11 protein-coding genes, 1 pseudogene and 1 riboswitch are annotated in these 12809 nt (G+C 73.1%); of the genes and pseudogenes, 7 read left to right on the plus strand and 5 right to left on the minus strand.

Annotated elements, in window-relative coordinates; translation table 11 throughout:
- Positions 1-214: 214 nt before the first annotated feature.
- Entirely contained in the window at positions 215-481 is a 267-nt protein-coding gene (locus FH969_RS13630) for a GlsB/YeaQ/YmgE family stress response membrane protein (protein ID WP_108719283.1), read from the minus strand.
- A 133-nt stretch (positions 482-614) separates the two neighbouring features.
- On the minus strand, positions 615-1004 hold the full coding sequence (locus tag FH969_RS13635) for a VOC family protein (protein WP_108719284.1): 390 nt from the start codon (positions 1002-1004) through the stop codon (positions 615-617).
- Between the two features lie 205 nt (positions 1005-1209).
- On the opposite strand from FH969_RS13635, the gene sucC reads away from it, so the two are divergent.
- The 6 genes from sucC (at position 1210) to FH969_RS13665 (ending at position 7774) form a co-directional block, all read left to right on the plus strand.
- Entirely contained in the window at positions 1210-2379 is a 1170-nt protein-coding gene (gene sucC, locus FH969_RS13640; RefSeq protein ID WP_108719285.1) for an ADP-forming succinate--CoA ligase subunit beta, read from the plus strand.
- A gap of 41 nt (positions 2380-2420) precedes the next feature.
- Entirely contained in the window at positions 2421-3323 is a 903-nt protein-coding gene (sucD, locus tag FH969_RS13645) for a succinate--CoA ligase subunit alpha (RefSeq protein WP_139987686.1), read from the plus strand.
- Positions 3324-3459: 136 nt separating this feature from the next.
- Positions 3460-5007, plus strand: a complete 1548-nt coding sequence (locus FH969_RS13650) for a cell division protein PerM (protein WP_139987688.1) — start codon at positions 3460-3462, stop codon at positions 5005-5007.
- A 10-nt stretch (positions 5008-5017) separates the two neighbouring features.
- The gene (gene purN / locus FH969_RS13655) at positions 5018-5629 is read left to right on the plus strand and encodes a phosphoribosylglycinamide formyltransferase (RefSeq protein WP_139987690.1); all 612 of its coding nucleotides are present in this window, start codon (positions 5018-5020) and stop codon (positions 5627-5629) included.
- Between the two features lie 4 nt (positions 5630-5633).
- Positions 5634-5715, plus strand: a riboswitch (ZMP/ZTP riboswitch).
- A gap of 62 nt (positions 5716-5777) precedes the next feature.
- The gene (gene purH, locus FH969_RS13660) at positions 5778-7421 is read left to right on the plus strand and encodes a bifunctional phosphoribosylaminoimidazolecarboxamide formyltransferase/IMP cyclohydrolase (protein WP_139987691.1); all 1644 of its coding nucleotides are present in this window, start codon (positions 5778-5780) and stop codon (positions 7419-7421) included.
- A gap of 23 nt (positions 7422-7444) precedes the next feature.
- Positions 7445-7774, plus strand: a complete 330-nt coding sequence (locus FH969_RS13665; protein WP_139987693.1) for a hypothetical protein — start codon at positions 7445-7447, stop codon at positions 7772-7774.
- A gap of 75 nt (positions 7775-7849) precedes the next feature.
- Here the strand turns inward: FH969_RS13665 and FH969_RS13670 are convergent, their stop codons facing one another.
- Both FH969_RS13670 and FH969_RS13675 read right to left on the minus strand, forming a co-directional pair.
- Positions 7850-8875 carry an aquaporin gene (locus FH969_RS13670; protein ID WP_139987695.1) on the minus strand — a complete coding sequence of 342 codons (1026 nt, stop codon included), beginning with the start codon at positions 8873-8875 and terminating at the stop codon, positions 7850-7852.
- 135 nt (positions 8876-9010) lie between these two features.
- Positions 9011-11227 carry an NADP-dependent isocitrate dehydrogenase gene (locus tag FH969_RS13675; protein WP_139987697.1) on the minus strand — a complete coding sequence of 739 codons (2217 nt, stop codon included), beginning with the start codon at positions 11225-11227 and terminating at the stop codon, positions 9011-9013.
- Between the two features lie 232 nt (positions 11228-11459).
- Between FH969_RS13675 and FH969_RS13680 the strand changes: the two genes are divergently transcribed.
- Entirely contained in the window at positions 11460-12446 is a 987-nt protein-coding gene (locus FH969_RS13680) for a malate dehydrogenase (RefSeq protein ID WP_108719291.1), read from the plus strand.
- A 136-nt stretch (positions 12447-12582) separates the two neighbouring features.
- Here FH969_RS13680 and FH969_RS13685 read toward each other — a convergent pair.
- Positions 12583-12809, minus strand: a pseudogene (locus FH969_RS13685) (substrate-binding domain-containing protein); the annotation flags it as partial.

The following is a 12809-nucleotide window of genomic DNA, read 5'->3' on the forward strand; positions in this document are numbered from 1 at the left end:
CGCGACGACGTGGCCATGAGATCTCCTTTGATCGTGGCAGTCCGCAGCGACCGGGAGGGCGCCGAGCGGCGCCCTCCCGTCCAGCCTGTGATCCCTGTCACAGGCGCCACCAGGGACCTATGTCCTACGGTCGCGCCTCGCGGCGGCAGGCGTCGTCCGCGAACGAGAAGGGGCCCCGTCCGCGCCGGACGGGGCCCCTTCTCGTCGAGGTGGCTCAGCGGGTGGTGCTGCTGCGGCCCCGGATCCCGAGGTAGACGCTGATCGCGATCGCGGCCACGACGATGGAGATGATCCAGCGGATCCAGTCGAGCCCGTCGGTCTGCTGCACCCCGAGCCAGCCGGCGATGAGCCAGCCGAGCAGAGCGCCGACGATGCCGAGCAGGATGGTCACGAGCACGGAGATGTTCTGCTTGCCGGGCATCACGAGCCGGGCGAGACCGCCGACGATGATGCCGGCGATGATCGAACCGATGATGGACATGAACGGCTCCTTCGTGAGGGGTCGGGTGATCGGGCAGGGTTCGCCCGGTGCTGGGCGAGGGTAACCCCTCGCCCTCGAGCGGCGTTCCACCCCGAACGGTGAGGCGCGGGGTGGGGCGCGGGGCGGGGGCGGGTCAGGCAGGGTTCGACGTCGAGACGCCGACAAGCAGGCCGACGGGGTCGCGGAACGTCGCCCACCAGCCCATGTCGCCGCCGATCTCGGCGCGCTCGGTCACGACCGTGCCGCCCTCGCCCTGGACGCGGGCGAGCGTGGCCTCGAGGTCGACGACGTCGAAGGTGACCCGCGCACCGTCCCCGATCGATCCCTCGGCGACCTCGAACAGCCCGCCGATCATCCGCTCGCCGAGGTAGAGGACCAGGTAGCCCTCACCGAAGGGCTCGGTGCGCCACCCGAAGACGGCGTCGTAGAACGCGGCGGACTCGGCGAGGTTCGTGGTGGGCAGCTCCCACCACACCGAAGGCTCGGCCTGCTGGTGGGTGCCCTCGGGTGTGCTCTCGGACATGCTCGCTCCCTCTCGCTCGCAGCTCGGGTCGTTGCTCGGTCACGCACGGCGTGCCACCACCGTAGGCGCGACGTGGCGGACGGCACACCCCCTGGATCGACGCGGGCTGGGGCGGGCTCAGGCGAGGGGATAGGCTGGGACGCGGAATCTCTTGACGTCGAGAGACCTCGACGGACGGAGTTGTTCGCCCGACGGAAGGAACCCGGTGGACCTGTTCGAGTACCAGGCGCGAGACATGTTCGAGAAGCACGGTGTGCCCGTGCTCGGCGGCATCGTCGCCACCACGCCCGAGGAGGCGCGCGCCGCAGCGGAGAAGCTGGGCTCCGCCGTCGTCGTCGTGAAGGCGCAGGTGAAGACCGGCGGCCGCGGCAAGGCGGGCGGCGTCAAGCTCGCACGCTCGCCGCAGGAGGCCGCGGACCGCGCCGCGGAGATCCTCGGCATGGACATCAAGGGACACACCGTGCACCGCGTGATGATCGCGCAGGGCGCCGACATCGCCGAGGAGTACTACTTCTCGGTCCTGCTGGACCGCGCGAACCGCTCTTACCTGGCGATGGCCAGCAAGGAGGGCGGCATGGAGATCGAGCAGCTCGCCGTCGAACGTCCCGAGGCGCTGGCGCGCGTCCCGGTCGACCCGACCGTGGGCATCGACGCGGCGAAGGCAGCGGAGATCGTCGCGACCGCGGGGTTCGACGCGGACGTCGCGGACCAGGTCGCCGACGTGCTGCAGAAGCTCTGGGGCGTCTACCAGGCCGAGGACGCGACCCTCGTCGAGGTGAACCCGCTGGTCAAGACCGGTGACGGCCGCATCGTCGCGCTGGACGGCAAGGTGTCGCTCGACGCGAACGCTGACTTCCGCCACGCCGACCACGCCGAGCTGGAGGACAAGGCCGCGGCCGACCCGCTCGAGGCGAAGGCCAAGGAGAACGACCTCAACTACGTCAAGCTGGACGGCTCGGTCGGCGTGATCGGCAACGGTGCGGGCCTCGTGATGAGCACGCTCGACGTCGTGGCCCTCGCGGGTGAGAAGCACGGCGACGTGACGCCGGCGAACTTCCTCGACATCGGCGGCGGCGCGTCCGCCGAGGTGATGGCCGCGGGCCTCGACGTCATCCTCGGCGACCCGCAGGTCAAGAGCGTCTTCGTCAACGTCTTCGGCGGCATCACGGCGTGCGACGCCGTCGCGAACGGCATCGTCGCGGCGCTCGGCATCCTCGGCGACGAGGCGACCAAGCCGCTCGTCGTGCGCCTGGACGGCAACAACGTCGAGGAGGGCCGGCGGATCCTCGCCGAGGCCGCCCACCCGCTCGTCACGCTCGCCGACACGATGGACGGCGGCGCCGACAAGGCTGCCGAGCTGGCCAACGCCTCCTGACCCCCGCCGACCGGACCGAACAGAAGGACTTCCGAACCACCATGGCGATCTTCATCGACTCCAGCTCCCGCGTCGTCGTCCAGGGCATGACCGGCTCCGAGGGCACCAAGCACACCACCCGGATGCTCGCGTCCGGCACCCAGATCGTGGGCGGGGTGAACCCGCGCAAGGCGGGCACGTCCGTGTCGTTCGACCTGCCCGACGGCGACTCCCGCGGTTCGTCCGTCGACGTCCCGGTCTTCGGGTCGGTCGCCGAGGCGATGGCCGCCACGGGCGCCGACGTCTCCGTGATCTTCGTGCCGCCCGCGCACACCAAGGGCGCGGTCGTCGAGGCGATCGAGGCAGGCATCCCGCTCGTCGTGATCATCACCGAGGGCGTGCCCGTCGCGGACACCGCCGAGTTCTTCACGCTCGCGCAGGCCAAGGGCGTGCGGCTGATCGGCCCGAACTGCCCCGGCATCATCAGCCCGGGCAAGTCGAACGTCGGGATCATCCCGGCGAACATCACCGGTCCGGGCAGGGTCGGCCTCGTCTCGAAGTCCGGCACCCTGACCTACCAGATGATGTACGAGCTGCGCGATCACGGGTTCTCCACCGCCATCGGCATCGGCGGCGACCCGATCATCGGCACCACGCACATCGACGCCCTCGAGGCGTTCGAGGCCGACCCCGAGACGGAGGTGATCGTGATGATCGGCGAGATCGGGGGCGACGCCGAGGAGCGCGCCGCCGACTACATCAAGGAGCACGTGACCAAGCCCGTCGTGGGGTATGTCGCCGGCTTCACCGCACCCGAGGGCAAGACGATGGGGCACGCGGGCGCGATCGTGTCCGGCTCCTCCGGCACGGCCGCCGCGAAGAAGGTCGCGCTCGAGGCCGCGGGGGTCAAGGTCGGCACGACGCCGAGCGAGACCGCCCAGCTCGCACGCGAGCTGCTCGGCTGAGTCGCCCCGCACGCGCAGAACGGCCCTCGCCCTCGCGGCGGGGGCCGTTCTGCGTCGTGCTCGTGGGGTGGGCGACCCGCGCGCCCGACGGCGTGGCACCCGCCCGCGTCCGGGTGGGGGTTGCAGCATGGTCGCGATGGCCAGACCTCCCGCTCCCCGTGTCCGCCCCGCCCGGCCTCGCATCGCCGGGTCGGGCGGCGCGCCGGCGACCTCGGCGACCTCGGCGGACGACACCGGCGAGCTCACCCGGTCCGAGCGTGCGGACGCCTGGTCGCGCGGTGACGACCCCGAGAGCGAGTGGGCCGACGAGAGCGAGTGGGCCGACGCCGAGTGGACGAACCACGAGGGTGAGTGGTCGGACGACGACGAGTGGTCCGACGGCGACGCCGACCCGACGAGCACCCAGGAGCTCGCGACCGTCGGTGGCACGGGGGAGTACGGCCGCTCGGTTGTGCGTCCCGCCGTCCGGGCGAGGCGCGACCTCGGCGCCGTCGCGCGCGAGATCGGGCGCGCCGTGCGCGCCGGCCTCGAGGCGAGCGTGCTCTCGTGGCTCGTGCTCGTGGTGCCCGTGGTCGCGGCGTACATCGCGACCGTCGCCGCCCCCGTGCTGGGTGAGGCGAGCTGGTTCGACGCGGCGCGCAACGCGACCTCGGGCTGGCTGCTCTCCTTCGGCCAGCCCCTGGTGGTGACGACCCCGGCCACGGCGATCGCCCCCGCGAGCAGCACCGTGGTCACCCTCGTGCCGATCGGCCTCACGCTCGTCACGGCAGCGCTCCTGGCGGGTGCCGTGCGCCGCGCGATGATCGCGAACCCCGTGTCGCTGCTGGCCACCGTGCTCGCGGCCGGCGGCGTGGTCGCCGGCGGCTACCGCCTTGCGGGCGCCACCCCGACCCTCGGCGCCGTCCTCACCACCGCGCTCGTGCTCGTGGGCGGCGCGGTCGCCGGGTGGCTGCGGTCCACGCCGGTCACGGCCCGCGAGGGGTGGCCCACGTGGTGTCTCGCGGGCCTGCGAGCCGGTCGACGCGTGCTCCTCGCGCTGCTCGGCACCGCCGCCGCCACGCTCGTCCTGGCGCTCGTCGTCCGGGCGAGCGCCGTGCTCGCGGTGCAGCAGAGCTTCGGCGCCGACGTCGTGAGCACCCTGCTGCTGCTGGCGACCCAGCTGCTGGCCCTGCCCACGCTCGTGGTCTGGGCGCTCTCGTGGCTCGTCGGGCCCGGGTTCTCGATCGGCGCCGTGGTCGTGACCAGCGACGCCGCGACCGCCGGACCCCTGCCCGCCCTGCCCGTGCTCGCCGCCGTGCCGGACACCGGGCCCGGCCCGGGGCGGTGGATCCTCGTCCTGGCGGTCCTCGTTGCGGCGGGTGCCCTCGTGGCGCCGCTCGCGCGGGCCCGCGACTGGCGGGCGCGCGGCGTCGTCGGCGCCGTGGCCGCCACGACGGCGGGCCTCGCCGCCGCCGTCCTGGGCGGCCTCTCGGGGGGTTCGGTGGGCCCGCTCGCCGTCGTCGGCACCACCGCGGCGCTCGGCCTCGCAGTCGCGGCCGTGGTCGCCGTCGCCGTCGCGGGCGTCGGTGCGGTCCTGGTGGTCGCGGAGCGCCGCGGGGTCGACGTCGCGGCGATCATCGACACCGCGCTTGCCGCCGTGCCCCGGCCGCGCCTCCCGCGGCTGCGCCGCAGGCGCTCGCGGTAACCTCGCCTGCGTGAATCCCACCCGCGTCGTCGTTCTCATCTCCGGGGGCGGGTCGAACCTCGCGGCCCTGCTGACCGCCGCGGAGGATCCCGGGTACGGCGTCGAGATCGTGGCGGTGGGCGCGGACCGCACGTCCGCTGCGGGACTCGCGCTCGCCGTCGAGCGCGGCATCCCCACGTTCGTCGAGCGCGTGTCCGACTACGCCGAGCGGGCCGACTGGGACCGCGCGCTGACGGCGGCGGTCGCGCAGCACCGGCCCGACCTCGTCATCTCGGCGGGCTTCCTCAAGCTGGTCGCCGACGCGTTCCTCGAGGCGTTCCCGGGGCGGTATCTCAACACCCACAACGCGCTGCTCCCGGCCTTTCCGGGGATGCACGCCCCCGCCGACGCCCTGGCGCACGGCGTCAAGGTCGCGGGCGCCACCCTCTTCGTCGTCGACGCGGGCGTGGACACCGGGCCGATCATCGCTCAGACCGTCGTGCCGGTGCTCGACGACGACGACGTCGACGCCCTCACCGAGCGGATCAAGGTCGCCGAGCGGGCCCAGCTGGTCGACGTCGTCGGGCGGATGGCGCGCGAGGGCTGGAGGGTCGAGGGACGCCGGGTCCGACTCGGCCGGTAGAGTGGCCGCGGGCCGTGACTGGCGAACCGGTGGAGCACCACCGGGGAGCGGCCCAGTGCTGGGTGAGTCGCACGGCGGCTCGAGACCCTGCGGAGCCGATCGCCTGGGCCCGCAGCCCGACCTCACCGATCCGGTCGTCTGGAGCACCATGTCTCAGCCTGTCCCTGTGCACGCCTCGTTCACCGCCACCACCCCCGACGTCGTGAGGGTGCGTCGCGCCCTCGTCTCGGTCTACGACAAGACGGGCCTCGTCGAGCTCGCCACGCGGCTCGTCGCCGCCGGCGTCGAGCTCGTGTCCACCGGCTCGACGGCGAGCACCATCGCCGGCGCCGGCCTGCCGGTCACGAAGGTCGAGGACCTCACCGGCTTCCCCGAGATGCTCGACGGCCGCGTCAAGACCCTGCACCCCCGCGTGCACGCCGGGATCCTCGCCGACCGCCGCCTCGAGAGCCACGTCGCGGCCCTCGCGGAGCAGGGCATCGAGCCGTTCGACCTCGTGGTCGTCAACCTCTACCCGTTCACGGCGACGGTCGCCTCCGGCGCGAGCCAGGACGAGTGCATCGAGCTCATCGACATCGGCGGGCCGTCCATGGTCCGCGCGGCCGCGAAGAACCACCCGAGCGTCGCTGTCGTCGTCGACCCGGCGGCGTACGACGACGTCGCGTCGGCGGTCGAGGCCGGCGGCTTCACGCTCGCCCAGCGCCGCACGCTCGCCGCCCAGGCCTTCCGGCACACCGCGAGCTACGACGTCGCCGTCGCGACCTGGATGGGCGCGCAGGTCGCGGGCGACGGCGACTCGCCCGCGTGGGTGGGGGCGACGTGGGAGCGCGCCTCGGTGCTGCGCTACGGCGAGAACCCGCACCAGCGCGCCGCGCTCTACACCTCCGACGCCGCCGCCCCTGGCCTCGCGCAGGCCACGCAGCTGCACGGCAAGGAGATGAGCTTCAACAACTACGTCGACTCCGACGCCGCGTGGCGCGCCGCGTGGGACCAGGCCGGGCCCGCCGTCGCGATCATCAAGCACGCCAACCCGTGCGGCATCGCGACCGGCGCGCCGGACGCGGCGATCGAGGACGTCTACACCGCCGCGCACGCGTGCGACCCCGTGTCGGCGTTCGGCGGCGTGATCGCGAGCAACCGCGAGGTCACCGTCGCGATGGCCGAGCGCATCGCCGAGGTGTTCACCGAGGTCGTGCTCGCGCCGTCCTACGCCGACGGCGCCCTCGAGGTCCTCACCCGGAAGAAGAACGTGCGCGTGCTCACGGTGCGTGAGCCGCACCGTGGCGGGCGCGAGCTGCGGCCCATCTCCGGCGGCCTGCTCGTGCAGGACGTCGACACGGTCGACGCCGAGCTCGACGGCGCCTCCGACTCCGCCGAGCGCTGGACGCTCGTGGCGGGGGAGGCCGCCGACGAGGGTGTCCTGCACGCCCTCCAGTTCGCGTGGACCGCGGTGCGCGCCGTGAAGTCGAACGCGATCCTGCTCGCGACGGCGAGCGAGGACTCCGCGGTCGTCGCCTCGGTCGGGGTCGGCATGGGTCAGGTGAACCGCGTCGACTCCTGCCGCCTCGCCGTCGAGCGGGCCAACGGGCACGGCGAGGAGCGCGCGCGGGGCGCCGTGGCGGCGTCGGACGCGTTCTTCCCGTTCGCCGACGGCGCGCAGGTCCTCATCGACGCCGGGGTGCGCGCGATCGTGCAGCCGGGCGGGTCGGTGCGCGACGCCGAGGTGATCGCGGCGGCGCAGGCCGCCGGCGTGACGATGTACCTCACCGGCACGCGGCACTTCGCGCACTGAGCGAGACGGATACCGTGGGTGGCGTGACCGACCCCACGCCTGCGGCGACCGATCCGGCCGAGCGCGCCGCGGCCGAGACGGCCGCGCTCGCCGCGTCGCGTCGGCTCACCCGCCTGGGCTGGGCCTGCCTGCTCCTCGCGGCGCTCCTCGTGCCGCTCACGGTGGTCGCGGACGTCCCGACGGCGTTGCGCACCTTCGCGATCGGCCTCCTCGTCCTGGCCGCCGCACGGCTCGCCACGCCGGGGCGCGGGGTGATCGCGCGGGCGCGCTGGTGGGACGTCACGGCGCTGGTGCTGCTCGCCGTCGGGATCGGCTACCTGTCGTTCGGGCCGGACCTCGTGCCGCTCGGCTGAGGCGCGGGACGACGAAGGGCCGCGGCGAGGTGACTCGCCGCGGCCCTTCGCCGTGGTGCTCGGTGTGCGAGCGGGCTACGCGCGGGGCGCCTCGCCGTCGCGCTGCTCGGGCGTCTCGACCTCGGGCGTCTCGACCTCGGGCGTCTCGACCTCGGGCGTCTCCTCGGTCGTGGGGACCGCGGCGGCCTGACGGGCCAGGAGGGCGTCGAGCGCGTCGGGCTCGGGGTCGCTCTCCTCGGCCAGCACGACCTCCTCGGTGATCTCGGTCTCCGGCCACTCGCCAGCGATCACGGGGACCGGCGTCACGAGTCGGTAGACGAGCGCGGCGATCGCACCGCCGAGCAGGGGTGCGAGCCAGAACACCCACACCTGCTGGATGGCCCAGCCCTCGGAGAACAGGGCGGTGGCGAGCGAGCGGGCCGGGTTGAGCGAGCCGTTCGTGAACGGCACGGTGAGCGCGATGAGCGCCGACAGCGTGAAGCCGATCGCGACGGGTGCGTTCGTGACGTTGGCGCGCTTGTCGGTCACGCCCAGGATGACGCCGACGAACACCGCGGTCGCCACGACCTCGATGATGATCGCGGCGCCGAGGCCGAAGGTCGCAGCGCCCTGGGCCGCCGTCGAGAACGGGGAGTGGTCGCCGAAGCCGTTGCTCGTGGAGGAGAACCACGCCCGGTTCGAGCTGCCCGTGATGTCCGCGAGGCCGGACGGGATGAGGAAGAACAGCAGCGCGGCGGCGGCCGTCCCGCCGACGATCTGGGCGAGCCAGTAGACGAGCATGTCGAGCCAGCCGATGCGACCGCCGATCGCGGCGCCGAGCGACACGGCCGGGTTGAAGTGGCCGCCGGACACGTGGCCGACGGCGCTCGCCGCGCCGAGCACCGCGATGCCGAAGCCCAGCGGGACGGCGAGGCCGGAACCGGCGACGCCGCTGACGGCGGACCAGAGCGCGGTACCGACGCCGACGAGGACGAGGACGAACGTGCCGAACACCTCGGCGCCCACGCGGGCGAAGAGGGAGTAGCCGGGCTCGACGGCGACCTCGTCGATCAGGACGGCCGACGCCTCGGCGTCGGACTCGGGCGGAAGGGTGGTGGACATGGTGCTCCTGACGGGAGAGATCGGGTGGGCGCGCGGCGACGCCGTCGGACATCCTTCCACGCGCAGCCTGTGTGCAACCTGGAAGTCGAGGCGTCCCGGGTCGCGAGACCCGCGTCCCAGGGGCCTGCGGGCGGGCTAGCGGGTGAGCGAGTCGATCGCCTCGTTGAGGGTCGCGCTCGGACGCATGACCGCCTCGGCCTTCGCCGGATCGGGGCGGTAGTGGCCGCCGAGGTCGACGGGGCTGCCCTGCACGGCGACGAGCTCCGCCACGATCGCCTCCTCCTGCGCCGCGAGCGTCGCGGCCAGGTCGGCGAACGCGGCGGCGAGCTCGCCGTCGGCCGTCTGGCGGGTGAGCTCCTGCGCCCAGTAGAGGGCGAGGTAGAAGTGCGAGCCGCGGTTGTCGATGCCGCCGAGGCGGCGCGTGGGCGACTTGTCGCGGTCGAGGAACGTTCCCGTGGCGCGGTCGAGCGTGTCGGCGAGGATCTGCGCGCGGGCGTTGCCCGTCGTCGTCGCGAGGTGCTCGAACGAGGCCGCGAGCGCGAAGAACTCCCCGAGGCTGTCCCAGCGCAGGTAGTTCTCCTTGAGCAGCTGCTGGACGTGCTTGGGCGCCGAGCCGCCGGCTCCGGTCTCGAAGAGGCCGCCGCCGTTCATCAGCGGGACGACCGACAGCATCTTCGCGCTCGTGCCGAGCTCGAGGATCGGGAACAGGTCGGTGTTGTAGTCGCGCAGGACGTTCCCGGTGACCGAGATGGTGTCCTCGCCGCGGCGGGCACGCTGCAGGGACAGCGCGCACGCGCTGGCGGGGTCCATGATCTCGATCTGGAGGCCGCTCGTGTCGTGCTCGGGCAGGTACTCGCGCACCTTGGCGATGAGCACCGCGTCGTGGGCGCGCGCCTCGTCGAGCCAGAAGACCGCCGGCGCCCCGGTGGCCCGGGCGCGCGTCACGGCGAGCTTGACCCAGTCCCGGATCGGGGCGTCCTTGGTCTGGCAGGCGCGCCAGATGTCGCCCGGCTGCACGTCGTGGCGCAGCAGCACGTGACCGGCGCTGTCGGTGACCTCGACGGTGCCGGCCACCGGGATCTCGAACGTCTTGTCGTGCGAGCCGTACTCCTCGGCTGCCTTCGCCATGAGGCCGACGTTCGGGACCGAGCCCATCGTCGCCGGGTCGAGGGCGCCGTGTGTGCGGCAGTCGTCGATCGCCGCCTGGTAGATGCCGGCGTAGGAGGAGTCCGGGATGACGGCGAGCGTGTCCGCCTCCTTGCCGTCCGGGCCCCACATCTTGCCGCCGCCGCGGATCATCGCGGGCATCGAGGCGTCGATGATGATGTCGCTGGGGACGTGCAGGTTGGTGATGCCCTTGTCGGAGTCGACCATCGCCAGGGCCGGGCCGTCCGCGAGTCCCTGTGCGACCGCCGCCTTGATGGCCTCGCCGTCGGGCAGCCGGTCGACGGCGGCGAGCAGAGCGCCGAGGCCGTCGTTGGGGGAGACGCCCGCGGCGGCGAGCTGGTCGCCGTACTCCTCGAAAAGGGCGGGGAAGAACGCCTTGACGACGTGGCCGAACAGGATCGGGTCCGAGACCTTCATCATCGTGGCCTTGAGGTGGGCGGAGAACAGCACGCCCTCGGCCTTGGCCGCGGCGATCTGCTCGGCCAGGAAGCGGTCCAGCGCGGCGACGTTCATGAACGTGGCGTCGACGACCTCGCCCGCGAGGACCGGGAGACTCTCCTTGAGCACGGTGCGCGTGCCGTCGGCGCCCACGAGGGTGATCGTGAGGGTGTCGTCGGCGGGCATGACCACCGAGCGCTCGTTGGCGAAGAAGTCGTCCTGACCCATGGTCGCCACGCGCGTGCGCGAGTCCGGGCTCCACGCGCCCATGCGGTGCGGGTGGGCCTTGGCGTAGCTCTTCACCGAGGCGGGTGCGCGGCGGTCGGAGTTGCCCTCGCGCAGCACCGGGTTCACCGCGGAGCCCTTGACCTTGTCGTACGCGGCGCGGACGGCGCGCTCGTCGTCGGTGGCCGGGCTCTCGGGGTAGTCCGGGACGGCGAAGCCCTGGCCCTGGAGCTCGGCGATCGCCGCCTTGAGCTGCGGGATCGACGCGGAGATGTTGGGCAGCTTGATGATGTTCGCCTCGGGCGTCGTGGCGAGCTCGCCCAGCTCGGCGAGCGCGTCGCCGACCCGCTGCTCCGGGGTCAGCGAGTCGGGGAACTTCGCGAGGATGCGCGCGGCCAGGGAGATGTCGCGGGAGTCCACCTCCACCCCGGCCGTCGAGGCGTACGCCGCGACGATCGGCAGGAGGGAGTAGGTCGCGAGCAGCGGTGCCTCGTCGGTGTGCGTGTAGATGATCGTGGCCATGTGAGGACTCCCGGGGGTGCTCGGGGTGGATGAGAACTCTCGACGTCAAGATACCGAACCTCGCTCGGGGGCGGTGGGTGCGCTGTCGGGCGGACGCGGCGGGCGATCCTCGCTACCCTCGGGACGGACCTCCTCGCGACGAGCCGGGGAGGCTCCCGGCGGTGCGGCCGACGCCAGGCGCCATCGCGGGTGTCGGCCAGTGGCGGGAGGACCTCGAGTGCGTGACCGAACCATGCGGCAGACGGTGACGCTGACGCTGTCCGGAGCGGCAGGGCAGATCGGGTACGCCCTGCTGTTCCGCGTCGCCAGCGGGGAGATGTTCGGCCCGCACACCCCGGTGCGGGTCCGGATGCTCGAGCACCCGCGTGCCGTGGCCGCGGCCGCGGGCGTCGCGATGGAGCTGCAGGACGCCGCGTCGCCGCTGCTGCTCGACGTCGACGTCACCGCCGATCCCCGGATCGGGTTCGACGGCGCGAACATCGCGATCCTCGTCGGCGCCCGGCCGCGCACCGCGGGCATGGAGCGGTCCGACCTGCTCGAGGCCAACGCGGGCATCTTCGGGCCGCAGGGTGCGGCGATCAACGACGTCGCGGCGCAGGACATCCGCGTGCTCGTCATCGGCAACCCGGCCAACACCAACGCGATGATCGCGGCGGCGCACGCGCCCGACGTGCCGGGGGAGCGCTTCACCGCGCTCACGCGGCTGGACCACAACCGCGCGCTCGCCCAGCTCGCGCTGCGGACCGGGCTCAGCGTGGGCGACATCTCCCGCGTCACCGTGTGGGGCAACCACTCCCGGACGCAGTACCCCGACCTGCGGCACGCGCTGATCGCCGACATGCCGGCCCTCGAGGTGGTGGACCGGGCCTGGGCGGAGGGACCGTTCATCGACACCGTCGCCGCCCGGGGTGGCGCGATCATCGCGGCGCGCGGCGGATCCTCGGTGGCATCGACCGTGAGCGCGATCATCGACCACGGCCACCTGCGCCGGCGTGGGGTGCCGGAGGGGGACTGGACGTCGGCCGCGCGCATCTCCGACGGGTCCTACGGCGTGCCCGAGGGGCTGGTCTGCTCGTTCCCGGTGATCTCCGTGGACGGCCGGTGGGAGATCGTGCAGGGGCTCGAGATCGACGCGTTCTCGCGCGCGCGGATCGACGCCTCCGTGGCCGAGCTCATCGACGAGCGCGACGCGGTGCGCGCGCTCGGGCTGCTGCGCTGACTCAGGGTGACCTGCGCGCGCGTGCGTCGGGCGAAGGCCCGGACGCGACAGCGAGGACCGAACGAGCGAGGGACGGCTGAACGAGACAGGGAAGGCCGACCGTGCTCGCACGGTCGGCCTTCCCTGTCTCGTCCAGCTAGTTGAGCAGCGCGAGGCGGCTCGGGTCGTTGGCGAAGACCTCCTTGATGTTCGCCTTCGTCACCACGACCGGGTCGAGGAGGTAGACGTCGACGTCCTTCACGCCGTTGTCGACCTGCTCGGTGGCCTCCGGGAACCCGTCACCCTGCTGCAGGGACGTGATGATCTCCATCGTCTTGCCGACGAGGTCCGAGGTCGGCTTGGCGACGGTGGAGTACTGGATCC

This window comes from Miniimonas arenae (assembly GCF_006351005.1).
Taxonomy (GTDB): domain Bacteria; phylum Actinomycetota; class Actinomycetes; order Actinomycetales; family Beutenbergiaceae; genus Miniimonas; species Miniimonas arenae.

Bases quoted from the DNA above. Each gene is read 5' to 3' on its own strand.
- sucD (WP_139987686.1), top strand. From the start codon at position 2,421: ATGGCGATCTTCATCGACTCCAGCTCCCGCGTCGTCGTCCAGGGCATG.
- FH969_RS13670 (WP_139987695.1), bottom strand. From the start codon at position 8,875: ATGTCCACCACCCTTCCGCCCGAGTCCGACGCCGAGGCGTCGGCCGTC.
- FH969_RS13635 (WP_108719284.1), bottom strand. From the start codon at position 1,004: ATGTCCGAGAGCACACCCGAGGGCACCCACCAGCAGGCCGAGCCTTCG.
- FH969_RS13630 (WP_108719283.1), bottom strand. From the start codon at position 481: ATGTCCATCATCGGTTCGATCATCGCCGGCATCATCGTCGGCGGTCTC.
- purH (WP_139987691.1), top strand. From the start codon at position 5,778: ATGTCTCAGCCTGTCCCTGTGCACGCCTCGTTCACCGCCACCACCCCC.
- FH969_RS13675 (WP_139987697.1), bottom strand. From the start codon at position 11,227: ATGGCCACGATCATCTACACGCACACCGACGAGGCACCGCTGCTCGCG.
- FH969_RS13650 (WP_139987688.1), top strand. From the start codon at position 3,460: ATGGCCAGACCTCCCGCTCCCCGTGTCCGCCCCGCCCGGCCTCGCATC.
- FH969_RS13680 (WP_108719291.1), top strand. From the start codon at position 11,460: ATGCGGCAGACGGTGACGCTGACGCTGTCCGGAGCGGCAGGGCAGATC.